A 14096-nucleotide genomic window follows, 5' to 3' on the forward strand; every position below is an offset into this window, starting at 1 on the left:
CTACCTGTACTGGCGGTCACTTCAACGCGTGAGCGCGACTTCCTACTCTCCAGGTAGTCACCCGAAAACAGAGCGTATAGGGACGGTGCAGTCGTGGATGCCGATATGCCGGTGAGTGCCCGGCCAGAGCAGGAACCCCCCACCAGAACCCGCGCGCTGCGCCCCGGCGACGGCGGCCCTGGCGTTCTCGTACGCCCTGCTGCCCACCGCCGCCTGATGACCGGGAACTGGCTGCTGTCCGGCCTCCCGGGGCCTGGCCGGAACCGCGCCCGGATGGAGTGGGACAAGAACCAGGCGACCCTGATCCCCACCGGGACCCTGTTCGCGGCCGTAAAGCTGCCCGGACGACTCATGCTCGCTGCGGCCTCCCAACAGGAGGCTCCTTCCCCGAGGCTCGACGAGTTCCTGCGTGAGGCCCTCGTGGGAGGCACCCCGGTCATCTGCGACCCGCGCAGCCTCACCTACTACGCGCTGGTACCAGCCGGCCTACCCGTGATGTGGCGCAGGGCTGCAGTGGCGTGGCGGTACGTGGGAGTCGAGTGCCTGGGACGTACCAGCTACGTTGGCGTGCCGCGACCAGACATCACCGAGTTCGACCCGGAAACGAGATCCTCGTACTGGGCGGTCCCGATGATCGGGATGGGCCTGCTCGGCGATGTGGCCGCCGTGGCACGGCTGATCGCCGCTGGATGCCATGAGCCCGCCGAGGAGGCCGGCCATGCGCAGGCCTGACTGGCGCGTCGTGCTGTACCTCGCCGTACTGCTCGCGGTGGCTGCGGCCCTCGCCTGGCGCATCGCCAACTGCTGTTGCCCGGAGGGGACATGACCCGGAGTCCGCTGCACTGGCGAGGCCTGCGAGTACCGTTCATCACGCCCTGGTCCGCCGAGGCACCGGGGGAGCCGCCGATCGTGCCGCGCAGGTGGGGCGGTCCGGGCATCGGCTATCAGGACGAGCACCACACCGACCGCCGTGACGACGTGCTGTGGCTCCGGGTACCGGTCGCGCCCGGCCGTGGCACGCCGCACTTCGCAGGCGTGCACGCCCTGCGCCAGCGGCAGGCCATGGACCGCGACCTGTGCCAGGTGTGCGGCGGACCGACCGTCGGTGACCGCCCCGATGGCCGGCTGCTGTTCCTGATGCACTCCACCTCGGGACGCCCCGTCAGCGAGGGCGAGCTGTCGGCGGCTCCGCCCGTACACGAAGCGTGCGCACGGGAAGCTGTCCAGGAGTGCCCCCATCTGCGCCGTGGGTGGACCGCGGCGCTCGTCAAGCACACGCCGGCCTGGGGCGTCGCAGGCATCCTCTACGAGCCCAGGACCCTGCGGCCCCGCCCCACCTCGAGCGCCGACAGTGACGGCCTGGACCTCGTGCCGTACGAGGACGATGCGCGGCTGCGATGGGTCCTCGCCGCCCGCAGGGTGGTGGCTCTCCACGGCGTCGAGGAGGTCGCCCTCAGTGCCCTCGTAGGGGCTGCAGAACAACGTTTTTCTCCTGGTTGCGCAGGAATCAGTAGTGGTCCAAGTGGACAGTGATGTCAAGGATGCTGATTGCGCCAGGCGGGACCCATGTCCTGCGATTTTCCGACAGGCCACCCACCGCCCGGTCATATTTCCATGAGGTCTCAACTCGGAAAAGACCGATGGCCAACCTTGCATTCGATCTTGCTCCGTCGGCAAGAAGTGGACTATACCTGTCGCGATCCATACGACCCTGCTTGACCTGACCGCGGTGCCGGGAAGGATCCGGTTCACCGCCTGAGTCCTGGAGAAGGCGAGGACTTGAGCATGGGATCCCACTCCGAGTACAAAGGCTCCGAAAACAACGGCTCCGAGTACGAAGGCTCCGAGAAGAACAGTTTTGCCGGTGTCGGCCGCAGAGATCTGATCAAGAGGTCGGCGGCACTCGGCCTGATCTCCGTCCCCGCGATGAGTTTGCTGTCCGCCTGCGCCAGCAGCGCCGGGGGTGACGAGCAGAAGGCGAAGGCCGGAAAGAAGACCACGAAGAACCCCCTCGCGGTCAACGAGACCGCCCAGATGGAATTCGTCCTGTTCGACGGCGGTTTCGGCAAGGAATACGCCGAGGACGCGGTGAAGATCTACGAGGAGAACTTCCCCGGTGCGAAGGTGAAGTTCTCCGCCACCCAGAAGATCCAGTCGACGCTTCAGCCCCGTTTCAACCAGGGCACCCCGCCCGACCTCATCGACAACTCGGGCGCCGAGCAGATGGACATGGGCGTCCTGGTCGGCAAGAACCAGCTCGCCGACCTCACCCCGCTCCTCGACGCCGCGTCCTACGACGACCCAGGCAAGAAGGTCCGCGACACCCTGCGCCCCGGCATCGTCGAGATGGGCCAGTTCGACGGCGCCCCGGTCTGGATCATGTACTACGCCTACACCGTGTACGGCGTCTGGTACTCGCACAAGGCCCTCGACTCGCTCGACGCCACGTACCCCGAGACCTGGGACGAGATGCTCGCGGTCTGCGAGAAGGCCAGGAAGAAGGGCATGGCCGGCTGGACGTACGCGGGCAAATACCCGTACTACCTGCCCTTCTCGCTGTACCCGATGATCGGCAAGGTCGGCGGGCGCGAGGTCCTCGACGCCATCGACAACCTGGAGCCGAACGCCTGGAAACACCCGGCGGTCAAGGCGTGTTTCGAGGCCTACTACGAGCTGTACAAGAAGGGTTACGTCCTCCAGGGCACCCCCGGCCTGGACCACATCCAGTCGCAGACCGCGTGGGCCAAGGGCAAGGCCCTGTTCATCCCCAACGGCTCCTGGGTGGAGAACGAGTCGGCGAACGTCACCCCCGCCGACTTCGACCTGGTTGTCTCCGCGCCCACCGGCATCGACTCCTCCGACAAGCTGCCCTTCGGCACCATCTGGGCCTCCGGCGGCGAGCCGTTCGTCGTACCGGCGAAGGCGAAGAACACGCCGGGCGGTATGGAACAACTGCGCGTCATGCTCAGCGAGGCGTCGTCCAAGAACTTCACCGCCAAGGTCAAGTCACTGACCGCGTACAACGGCGGTACCGACGGCATCACCCTCACCCCGGGACTCAAGTCGGGGGTCGCGGCGCTGGACAAGGCCGGCGCCAACGTGGTGAATCCGCGACTGCAGGACTGGTATGTCCAGTTGCAGAAGGAGAAGATCGGCGTGTCCGGTCTCGGCGAGATGATGGCCGGCCGGCTCACCCCGGCCGAGGCGATCAAGAAGATCCAGGGATATGCCGACGCCACGGCCCAGGACACGACGATCAAGCATTACAAGCACCAGTGACGGCGAGAATTACGGCCAACTGTCCATAAAAGCACCGGAGTGGCGATGCAGCACGGCAAGTACCGGTTCATCGTGGGGTTTTTGGCGCTGCCCCTGGGGCTGTACGCGCTCTTCGTGGTGTGGCCGTTCATCCAGTCCATCTACTATTCGTTCACGGACTGGACCGGCCTGAGCCCAGAATTCAAGATGGTCGGCCTGGACAATTACCGGAGGATGCTGGAAGACGACGTCTTCTGGAAGTCCTTGCAGCACAGCTTGATGTTCGCGATCGTGCTGCCGCTGGTGACGATCGGTCTGGCGCTGTTCTTCGCCTTCATGATCAATGTCGGTGGCCGCAGAAGGAAGGGCGGCCCGGTCGTCTCGGGGGTCCGGGGCTCTTCCTTCTACAAGATCGTGTACTTCTTCCCGCAGGTGCTGTCGATCGCCATCGTCGCGCTGCTGTTCGCCTTCGCGTACAACCCGGACAGCGGGGCGATCAACTCGTTCCTGCGGGGGATCGGACTGGACGGCGTCCAGCCCCTCTGGCTCGGCGACCCGGACCTCGCGCTGTGGTGTGTGATGGCGGTGCTCGTCTGGTCCACGGTCGGCTTCTTCGTGGTCCTGTTCTCGGCGGGCATGGCCTCCATCCCGGTCGACCTGTACGAGGCCGCGCTGCTGGACGGCGCGGGCCGGGCCGCGACGTTCTTCCGCATCACCCTGCCCCTGCTCTGGGACACGGTGCAGTCGGGCTGGGTCTACATGGGCATCCTCGCGCTCGGCGCCGAGTCGTTCGCGGTCGTACAGATCATGACGACCGGCCCCGGCGGCCCCGACTACTCGACCACCGTCATGGTCCTGTACGTGTACCAGAAGGCGTTCCGGGACGGTCAGGCCGCCTACGCCACCACCATCGGCGTCGCCCTGCTCGTCGTGACGCTGGCCTTCGCCGCGGTCGTGATGCGGCTGGGACGGCGCGAGCGGCTGGAGTACTGACGTTGAAGACCACACAGACCCCCGCCCCTCTGCCGGCCGAACCGGGCTCCGGCGTTCCCGTCACGAAGATCGACCTGCCCTCCGGGAAACCGCCCCGGGAGACGAAACCGGAGGGAAAGGTCCTCAACGCCTTCTCGCACGGCATCCTGGTCCTCTGGGCGATCATGGTCGTACTGCCGCTGCTCTGGGCGGTGATGACGTCCTTCAAGGACGACAGCTCCATCTTCGGCTCGCCCTGGTCGCTGCCGGACACGCTGCACCTCGACAACTGGTCGCGGGCCTGGACCGAGGCCAACATGAGCGACTACTTCCTCAACACCGTTGTGGTGGTGGGCGGTTCACTCATCGGCACGCTGGTCCTCGGCTCCATGGCGGCCTATGTCCTCGCGCGCTTCGACTTCCCGGGCAACCGCTTCGTCTACTTCCTCTTCATCGGCGGCATGAGCTTCCCGATCATGCTGGCGCTGGTCCCGCTGTTCTACGTCGTCAACAACATGGGCCTGCTGAACTCCCTGCCCGGCCTGATCCTCGTCTACATCGCCTACTCGCTGCCGTTCACGGTGTTCTTCCTGACGGCGTTCTTCCGCACGCTGCCGACGTCGGTGGCGGAGGCGGCCTTCGTGGACGGCGCCTCGCACAGCCGTACGTTCTTCCAGATCATGCTGCCCATGGCCAAGCCCGGCCTGATCAGCGTCGGCATCTTCAACTTCCTGGGCCAGTGGAACCAGTACATGCTGCCCACGGTCCTCAACACCGACCCCGACAAGCGCGTCCTCACCCAGGGGCTGGTCCAACTGGCCGTCAGCCAGGGCTACAAGGGTGACTGGTCGGGCCTCTTCGCGGGACTGGTGATGGCCATGCTGCCGGTGCTGGCCGCGTACGTCGTCTTCCAGCGGCAGGTGGTGCAGGGGCTGACCGCGGGTGCGCTGAAGTAGTCACGCCCACGCCTCCGGAGCACGGGCGGCGCCCCCGCCCCCGCCCGTCGAAACGCTGCTCGGGCCAACGATCTCGCCTTCACTACCTGGCCCCGCCCGCGCCCCCACCTACCCCGCCCGCCCCGCTTCGCAACACCCCGCACATGCCCCCATACGCCCCGTAACCACAGCCCCGGCCACCCGCTGTGTCTCTCCGCAACCACGTGGATACCGTTCAACCTCTTGACGGGAGGCGACCCGAACAGCTCAGCTTAGAGTTCACTAGTTGGACATAGACGGGGCCTCATCGAAGCGGCCCCGCGCGCAGGAGGTCGTCGTGGAGACTCCCGGGTCGCAGTCGTCGCTGCACCGAGCCAACCTGGAGCGAGTCGTGCGCGCCGTGCGGCTGGCCGGGTCCCTCACGCAGGCGGAGATCGCCCGGACGACCGGTCTGTCCGCCGCGACCGTCTCCAACATCGTGCGCGAGCTCAAGGACGGCGGCACGGTCGAGGTGACGCCCACCTCGGCCGGTGGACGCAGGGCCCGCAGCGTCAGTCTCAGCGGCGACGCCGGCATCGTCATAGGGGTCGATTTCGGCCATACTCACCTGCGTGTCGCCGTGGGCAACCTGGCCCACCAGGTCCTCGCCGAGGAGTCCGAGCCGCTCGATGTGGACGCCTCGGCGGCGCAGGGGTTCGACCGGGCGGAGCAACTGGTCACCCGGTTGATCGAGGCCACCGGGGTGGACCGTACGAAGGTCGCCGGAGTCGGTCTCGGAGTACCCGGACCGATCGAACTGGAGTCCGGCACGCTCGGTTCCTCCGCCATCCTGCCCGGCTGGATCGGCACCAGGCCGGCCGAGGAGATGAGAGTCCGGCTCGGCGTTCCTGTACACGTGGACAACGACGCCAACCTCGGCGCCCTCGGCGAGATGGTCTGGGGCAGCGGCCGAGGCGTTCGTGATCTTGCTTACATCAAGGTCGCGAGCGGTGTCGGCGCCGGTCTGGTGATCGATGGCAAGATCTACCGGGGGCCCGGCGGAACGGCAGGAGAAATCGGACATATTACACTTGACGAATCCGGCCCTGTCTGCCGCTGCGGAAACCGGGGCTGCCTGGAGACCTTCACGGCCGCGCGCTATGTGCTGCCGCTCCTCCGGTCCAGCCACGGCACGGACCTGACGATGGAAGGCGTCGTGCGGCTGGCCAGGGACGGAGACCCGGGCTGCCGTCGGGTGATCGCCGACGTGGGCCGACACATCGGAAGTGGAGTGGCCAATCTCTGCAACCTGCTGAACCCGAGCCGAGTGGTCCTGGGCGGTGATCTCGCCGAGGCCGGTGAGCTGGTGCTCGGTCCGATAAGAGAGTCCGTCGGCCGCTATGCGATTCCGAGTGCGGCGCGTCAACTCACCGTTCTTCCAGGGGCACTTGGGGGTCGTGCGGAGGTACTGGGAGCGCTTGCTCTCGCGCTGAGCGAGATGGGCGATTCCACCCTTTTGGACGGCACCCTGCATGCAGCGACACCTGTCTTCACTTAGAGAACGAATGACTCGTTGCCATCTCGTTAAGTATTTACTTCTTGACGTCGCACGTGTGGCCGAGTTGACTTCCAGCCACCTCGGCCGCAGCGCTGCGGCCCTGTCAGGGAGGCACAACCCAAATGAACGCAACGATGCGTAGAGTCGTGATCGGCGCCACCGCCGTCTCCATGGCGTTGTCGATCGCCGCGTGCGGCAAGGCCGGCGACGACAAGGCCAGCGACTCCGGCAGCAGCGGCTCGGGCGACAAGTCCATCGGCCTGCTGCTGCCCGACAGCGTCACCGCGCGGTACGAGAAGTTCGACAAGCCGTACTTCGACGCCAAGGTCAAGGCGCTCTGCTCGGACTGCAAGCTCGAGTACGCGAACGCCGCCGCCGACCCCGCCAAGCAGGCGCAGCAGGTCAGCAACATGGTCACCAAGGGCGTGAAGGTCATCGTGATCTCCGCCCAGGACTCCGCCGCGATCAAGTCGTCGATCCAGTCCGCGGTGGCCAAGGGCGTCAAGGTCGTCGCGTACGACCGCCTCGCTCAGGGCCCGGTCAGCGCCTACGTCTCCTTCGACAACGTCAAGGTCGGCGAGCTCCAGGGTCAGGCCCTGCTCGACGCCCTCGGCGCCAAGGCGACCCCCGCGTCGAAGATCGTCATGATCAACGGTGACGACGCCGACCCGAACGCCGCCCAGTTCAAGAAGGGCGCGCACCAGGTCCTCGACGGCAAGGTCACGGTCGCCTACGAGCAGTCCGGCCTGTGGAAGGACACCATCGCCGCCCAGAAGATGTCCGCGGCCATCACCCAGCTCGGCGCCAAGAACATCGCGGGCGTCTACGCGGCCAACGACGGCATGGCCGGTGGCATCGCCAACACCCTCAAGGGTGCGAAGATCAGCAGCATCCCGCTGACCGGTCAGGACGCCGAGCTCGCGGCCATCCAGCGGATCGTCGCCGGCACCCAGTCCGCCACGGTCTACAAGGCCTACAAGCCCGAGGCCGAGACCGCCGCCCAGCTCGCCGTCAACCTGCTGGAGGGCAAGGACATCAAGTCCCTGGCCACCACCACGCTGACCAGCGGCTCCGGCGACAAGGTGCCCTCGCAGCTGCTGACCCCGGTGTCGGTCACCAAGGCCAACATCAAGGACACGGTCGTCAAGGACGGGCTGTACACCGTCGCGGACATCTGCACCCCCGAGTACGCCGCCGCCTGCAAGGCCGCAGGCCTCCAGTAGGCACCCGGCCGACGCGGCCCCGCGAGACCTGTCCGACGCCCGCCCCACCTTCACACCCCGCTGCCGGGGCGGGCGTCGGACGGAACCGTTGCCAAGCGCAGCGGATTCGCGCATGTTCATCTTGTAAACCTCGTGCGTCGACGTCGCGTGCACGCGCGTCGCCCACATCCCTCCGCGCCTGGTTCTCTGCGCGCGGCATCCCCGCCGGTCAGGCGGCGAAGGAGATGGTTCACGTGTCCGCTACGCCCGTGCTGGCGTTGCGCGGAGTCTCCAAGCGATTCGGTGCGGTGCAGGCGCTCACCGACGTCGAGCTGGAGGTTCACGCCGGAGAAGTGGTCGCCCTGGTGGGCGACAACGGCGCAGGAAAGTCCACCCTGGTCAAGACGATCGCGGGTGTCCACCCCATCGATGAGGGCGTCATCGAGTGGGAGGGCAAGCCCGTCAGCATCACCAAGCCGCACGACGCCCAGGGACTCGGCGTCGCGACCGTCTACCAGGACCTCGCCCTGTGCGACAACCTCGACGTGGTCGGCAACCTCTACCTCGGACGCGAGCTGCTGCACCGCGGCGTCATCGACGAGGTGACGATGGAGAAGAACTCGCGGGAGCTGCTCTCCACGCTCTCCATCCGCATCCCGAGCGTCCGTATCCCGATCGCGAGCCTCTCCGGCGGTCAGCGCCAGGTCGTCGCCATCGCCCGCGCGCTGATCGGCGAGCCGAAGGTCGTCATCCTCGACGAGCCGACCGCCGCTCTCGGCGTCGAGCAGACCGCGCAGGTCCTCGACCTGGTCGAGCGGCTGCGCGAGCGCGACCTCGGCGTCATCCTCATCAGCCACAACATGGCCGACGTCAAGGCGGTCGCGGACACCGTCGCCGTCCTGCGCCTGGGCAAGAACAACGGCTCCTTCCCCGTGAAGGACACCAGCCACGAAGAGATCATCGCCGCGATCACGGGTGCCACGGACAACGCCGTGACCCGTCGTGCGGGGCGCACCGCGGAGGCGGCAAAGTGAGCGACACGTCGAAGACCGTGAAGAGCGACTCCCCGAAGCCCGAGGGCTTCGACGAGGACCAGGCGACGGTGGCGCCCGCGGACGACCCCACGGCCGCCGGGGTGTCCGTCGTCGACCCGCGTCTGCTGGTCCGCGAAGAGGGCCTCAAGGGCTACGTCACCGAGTTCAAGCGCAAGGTCAAGGGCGGTGAGCTGGGCCAGATCCCGGTCGTCCTCGGCCTGATCATCATCTGGACCATCTTCCAGCTGAAGAACGACCGCTTCCTGAGCGCCGACAACCTCTCCAACATCAGCTACTTCCTGTCGGCCACCGGCATGCTCGCCATCGGCCTGGTGTTCGTGCTGCTGCTCGGCGAGATCGACCTGTCGGTCGGTTCCGTCAGCGGTCTGGCGTCCGCGCTGTTCGCCGTGTTCGTGACGGACCACGGCGTGGGCCCATGGCTCGCGCTGCTCCTGGCGGTCGTCACCGGCGTCGGGGTCGGCGCCCTGCAAGGATGGTTCTTCGCGAGGATCGGCGTACCGGCCTTCGTGGTGACCCTGGCCGGCTTCCTCGGCTGGAACGGTCTGATGCTGTGGCTGCTGGGCTCCAGCGGCACGATCAACCTGCCGTCGGACTCCGGCCCGATCCACCTGCTCGGCCAGAACTCCTTCTTCATGGACCAGGCCATCATCGGCGCGTACATCCTGGCCGGTCTCGCCGTCGTGCTGTCCGCGGTCGGCAACTTCGGTGAGCAGCGCCGCCGCCGGGCGGCGGGCGTGCCGTTCCGTGCGACCAGCGAGATCCTGCTGCGCGTCGGCCTGCTGGCCCTCGCGGCGTTCGTGTCGGCCGCCGTGCTGAACAACGCGTCCGGTGTCTCCAACGCGCTCGTGATCTTCCTCGCGGCGCTGGTGATCGTGGACTTCGTGCTGCGCCGTACGCGCTACGGCCGCAAGGTGTTCGCGGTCGGCGGCGGCATCGAGGCCGCCCGCCGCGCCGGTATCAACGTGCCGATGATCCGCATCACCGTGTTCGCCATCTCCGGCGGCTTCGCGGCGGTCGGCGGCATGTTCTTCGCCGGTCAGACCGCGGGCGCGTCGCTGAGCGCCGGCGCCGGCAACACGCTGATGCTCGCCATCGCGGCGGCCGTCATCGGCGGCACCAGCCTCTTCGGCGGCCGCGGCACCGTCTGGTCCGCCCTCCTGGGCATGCTGGTCATCCAGTCCATCCAGACCGGTCTCGACCTGCTGAACATGAACACCTCGATCCAGTACATGATCACCGGTGGTGTGCTCCTCGGCGCGGTCGTCATCGACTCCGTCTCCCGCAAGAGCCAGAAGGCCGCCGGTCGCGGCTAGGACAGCTGCTGGTCCGTCAGGCGACCCGATGTGCCCGGTATCCGAACGGATGCCGGGCACAGTCGTTCCCACGTTTGCCGAGCCGCAGTCGTGTCATAGGAAGGGCCCGTTGTGGGTACGGCCGTTCGCGTGACCTATGACGCATGGGCCGGAGTCCGTCCGCCCGGGCGGAACATTAGACTCGACGAGCCCGGCAACAGCTCGATCAGCTCTTACTGCAAGGAGGCACGGGTGCCGCTGCTGACCCGCATCAGGGGACCGCGCGATCTGGACCGGCTCAGCCCGGAGGAGCTCGACCAGCTGGCCGAGGAGATCCGGACCTTCCTCGTCGACGCCGTGTCCAAGACCGGCGGCCACCTCGGCCCCAACCTCGGCGTGGTCGAGCTCACCATCGCCCTGCACCGGGTCTTCGAGTCCCCCAAGGACAAGGTGCTGTGGGACACGGGCCACCAGTCCTACGTGCACAAGCTGCTCACGGGCCGGCAGGACTTCTCGCGGCTGAAGATGAAGGGCGGCCTCTCCGGCTACCCCTCGCAGGGGGAGTCCGAGCACGACGTCATCGAGAACAGCCACGCCTCCACCGTCCTCGGCTGGGCCGACGGCCTCGCGAAGGCCAACCAGATCCTGAAACGCGACGACCACGTGGTCGCAGTCATCGGCGACGGGGCGCTCACCGGCGGCATGGCCTGGGAGGCGCTGAACAACATCGCCGACGGGGACCGCCCGCTGGTGATCGTCGTCAACGACAACGAGCGCTCGTACGCGCCGACCATCGGCGGCCTCGCCAACCACCTCGCCACCCTCCGCACGACGGACGGCTACGAGCGTTTCCTCGCCCGGGGCAAGGACCTGCTCGAGCGCACGCCCGTCGTCGGCAGGCCGCTCTACGAGACCCTGCACGGCGCGAAGAAGGGCCTGAAGGACTTCATCGCCCCGCAGGGCATGTTCGAGGACCTCGGCCTGAAGTACGTCGGCCCGATCGACGGCCACGACATCGAGGCCCTGGAGTCCGCCCTCGCCCGCGCCAAGCGCTTCGGCGGCCCGGTGATCGTGCACTGCCTCACCGAGAAGGGCCGCGGCTACCAGCCCGCCCTCCAGGACGAGGCGGACCGCTTCCACGGCATCGGCCCCATCCACCCCGACACCGGTCTGCCGGTCAAGGCCTCGGGCGCCGACTGGACGTCCGTCTTCGGCGACGAGATGGTCGCGCTCGGCAAGGAGCGCGAGGACATCGTCGCGATCACGGCGGCGATGCTCCAGCCGGTCGGCCTGAAGAAGTTCGCGGACGCCTTCCCCAACCGCATCTACGACGTCGGCATCGCCGAGCAGCACGCCGCCGTCTCCGCCGCCGGCCTGGCCACCGGCGGGCTGCATCCGGTGTTCGCGGTGTACGCCACCTTCCTCAACCGCGCCTTCGACCAGGTGCTCATGGACGTCGCCCTGCACAAGTGCGGTGTGACGTTCGTCCTGGACCGGGCCGGTGTCACCGGCACCGACGGCGCCTCGCACAACGGCATGTGGGACATGTCGATCCTCCAGGTCGTCCCGGGCCTGAGGCTCGCGGCCCCGCGCGACGCCGACCAGGTCCGCGCCCAGCTCCGCGAGGCCGTCGCGGTCGAGGACGCGCCGACCGTCGTCCGCTTCTCCAAGGGCGCCGTCGGCCCCGCCGTACCGGCCGTGGGACGCGTCGGCGGCATGGACGTGCTGCGCGAGGCCGGCACCGACACCCCGGACGTGCTGCTGGTCTCCGTGGGCGCCCTCGCCCCGATGTGCCTGGAGATCGCGACCCTCCTCGACCGGCAGGGCATCACCACCACGGTCGTCGACCCGCGCTGGGTCAAGCCCGTCGACGAGGCCATGGCGCCCCTCGCCGACCGGCACCGCGTCGTCGTCACCGTCGAGGACAACTCCCGTGTCGGCGGCGTCGGTTCGGCGATCGCCCAGGCCCTGCGCGACGCGGGCGTCGACGTCCCGCTGCGCGACTTCGGCATCCCGCCGCGCTTCCTCGACCACGCCTCCCGCGCCGAGGTCATGACGGAGATCGGGCTCACCGCCCCCGACATCGCCCGCCAGGTCACCGGCCTCGTCTCCAAGCTCGACGGAAGGTACGGCAGCACGGCCGCCGAAGTCGACTCGATCGAGCCCGTGCGCGACTGACCCGCCGCGACCGACCCGCCCGACTGCTGCGAACGGGCCGGGTTCACCACCGTCAAGGGTGGTGTACCCGGCCCATTTGCGTGAATCCGCTCGCGCCGGGGCATACGTACCACGCCCCCTCTCGATCATGTCGAGGACGACACAGCGTGGGAGGTAAACCCGTGAGCAGCACCCTCTTCCGGACGAAGAAGGTCGAGCAGTCCATCCTCGACACCGAGGAACCCGAGCACGCGCTCAGGAAATCCCTGACCGCGCTCGATCTGACCGTCTTCGGCGTCGGCGTCATCATCGGCACCGGCATCTTCGTCCTCACCGGCACCGTCGCCAAGAACAACGCCGGTCCCGCCGTCGCCCTGGCCTTCGTGGTGGCCGGGGTCGTCTGCGCGCTCGCCGCGCTCTGCTACGCCGAGTTCGCCTCCACCGTCCCGGTGGCGGGCTCCGCGTACACCTTCGCGTACGCCTCCCTCGGCGAGCTGCCCGCCTGGATCATCGGCTGGGACCTGGTCCTGGAGTTCGCGCTCGGCACGGCGGTGGTCGCCGTCGGCTGGTCCGGGTACGTCGCCTCGCTGCTGGACAACGCGGGCTGGCATCTGCCGGCGGCGCTGAGCGGGCGGGAGGGCGCCGACGGCTTCGGCTTCGACATCCTCGCCGCCGCCCTGGTCCTGGTCCTCACCGCCATCCTCGTGGTCGGCACGAAGCTCTCCGCGCGGGTGACCTCCGTCGTCGTCGCCATCAAGGTGACCGTCGTCCTGACCGTGATCGTCGCGGGCGCCTTCTTCATCAACGGCGACAACTACGACCCGTTCGTCCCCAAGGCGCAGGAGGTGCCGGCGGGCGACGGGCTGCACGCCCCGCTGATCCAGCTGATGTTCGGCTGGGCGCCGTCCAACTTCGGTGTGATGGGCATCTTCACCGCCGCGTCGGTCGTCTTCTTCGCGTTCATCGGCTTCGACGTCGTCGCCACCGCCGCCGAGGAGACCCGCAACCCGCAGCGGGACATGCCGCGCGGCATCATCGGCTCCCTCATCATCTGTACGACGCTGTACGTCGCCGTGTCGATCGTCGTGACCGGTATGCAGAACTACCGCGAACTGTCCGTGGACGCCCCGCTCGCCGACGCCTTCAAGGCCACCGGGCACCCCTGGTTCGCCGGCTTCATCAGCTTCGGCGCCGCCGTCGGCCTGACGACGGTCTGCATGATCCTGCTGCTCGGCCAGACCCGGGTCTTCTTCGCGATGAGCCGCGACGGACTCCTGCCGCGCTTCTTCTCCCACGTCCACCCGCGGTTCAGGACCCCGCACCGGCCGACCATCCTGCTCGGCGTGATCATCGCGATCCTGGCCGGCTTCACCAGCCTCAGCGAACTCGCCGAACTGGTCAACATCGGCACGCTGTTCGCGTTCATCGTGGTCGCGATCGGCGTCATCATCCTCCGCAACTCCCGCCCCGACCTGCCCCGTTCGTTCCGTACCCCGTGGGTGCCGGCCCTGCCGATCGTGTCGGTGCTGGCCTCGCTGTGGCTGATGCTGAACCTGCCCGCCGAGACCTGGCTGCGGTTCGGCATCTGGATGGCCGTCGGCGCCGCCGTCTACTTCCTCTACGGCCGCTCCCACAGCCGACTAGGACGGGAGCAGCAGGCGGCGGGGCAGACCCCTCCGGCGTAGGGG

The 14096-nt window shown here is 67.9% G+C and carries 11 protein-coding genes; all 11 read left to right on the top strand.

Annotated features, from left to right (window positions below):
• Positions 1-216 precede the first annotated feature (216 nt).
• The 11 genes from OG352_RS32430 (at position 217) to OG352_RS32480 (ending at position 14093) form a co-directional block, all read left to right on the top strand.
• Positions 217-732, top strand: coding sequence for a hypothetical protein (locus OG352_RS32430; RefSeq protein ID WP_329221828.1), 516 nt, complete (start codon positions 217-219; stop codon positions 730-732).
• Between the two features lie 90 nt (positions 733-822).
• A complete protein-coding gene (locus OG352_RS32435) occupies positions 823-1533 on the top strand; it encodes a hypothetical protein (RefSeq protein ID WP_329221830.1) in 711 nt (236 codons plus the stop codon).
• A gap of 252 nt (positions 1534-1785) precedes the next feature.
• Entirely contained in the window at positions 1786-3279 is a 1494-nt protein-coding gene (gene ngcE, locus OG352_RS32440; RefSeq protein WP_329221831.1) for an N-acetylglucosamine/diacetylchitobiose ABC transporter substrate-binding protein, read from the top strand.
• Between the two features lie 45 nt (positions 3280-3324).
• Positions 3325-4251, top strand: a complete 927-nt coding sequence (locus OG352_RS32445; protein ID WP_329224046.1) for a carbohydrate ABC transporter permease — start codon at positions 3325-3327, stop codon at positions 4249-4251.
• 2 nt (positions 4252-4253) lie between these two features.
• Positions 4254-5186 carry a carbohydrate ABC transporter permease gene (locus OG352_RS32450; RefSeq protein WP_329221832.1) on the top strand — a complete coding sequence of 311 codons (933 nt, stop codon included), beginning with the start codon at positions 4254-4256 and terminating at the stop codon, positions 5184-5186.
• 316 nt (positions 5187-5502) lie between these two features.
• Positions 5503-6702 (top strand): ROK family transcriptional regulator, encoded by a 1200-nt coding sequence (locus tag OG352_RS32455; protein ID WP_329221833.1) that lies wholly within the window; start codon positions 5503-5505, stop codon positions 6700-6702.
• Positions 6703-6836: 134 nt separating this feature from the next.
• Entirely contained in the window at positions 6837-7925 is a 1089-nt protein-coding gene (locus OG352_RS32460; RefSeq protein ID WP_329221835.1) for a sugar ABC transporter substrate-binding protein, read from the top strand.
• Between the two features lie 224 nt (positions 7926-8149).
• The gene (locus tag OG352_RS32465; RefSeq protein WP_329221836.1) at positions 8150-8938 is read left to right on the top strand and encodes an ATP-binding cassette domain-containing protein; all 789 of its coding nucleotides are present in this window, start codon (positions 8150-8152) and stop codon (positions 8936-8938) included.
• The gene (locus OG352_RS32470) at positions 8935-10272 is read left to right on the top strand and encodes a sugar ABC transporter permease (protein ID WP_329221838.1); all 1338 of its coding nucleotides are present in this window, start codon (positions 8935-8937) and stop codon (positions 10270-10272) included. The genes OG352_RS32465 and OG352_RS32470 overlap by 4 nt, the downstream gene beginning before the upstream one ends.
• A gap of 231 nt (positions 10273-10503) precedes the next feature.
• Positions 10504-12429 carry a 1-deoxy-D-xylulose-5-phosphate synthase gene (gene dxs, locus OG352_RS32475; RefSeq protein ID WP_329224047.1) on the top strand — a complete coding sequence of 642 codons (1926 nt, stop codon included), beginning with the start codon at positions 10504-10506 and terminating at the stop codon, positions 12427-12429.
• Between the two features lie 161 nt (positions 12430-12590).
• Positions 12591-14093 (top strand): amino acid permease, encoded by a 1503-nt coding sequence (locus tag OG352_RS32480; protein WP_329221840.1) that lies wholly within the window; start codon positions 12591-12593, stop codon positions 14091-14093.
• The last annotated feature ends 3 nt before the right edge of the window (positions 14094-14096 follow it).

This window comes from Streptomyces sp. NBC_01485, from assembly GCF_036227125.1.
Lineage (GTDB): Bacteria > Actinomycetota > Actinomycetes > Streptomycetales > Streptomycetaceae > Streptomyces.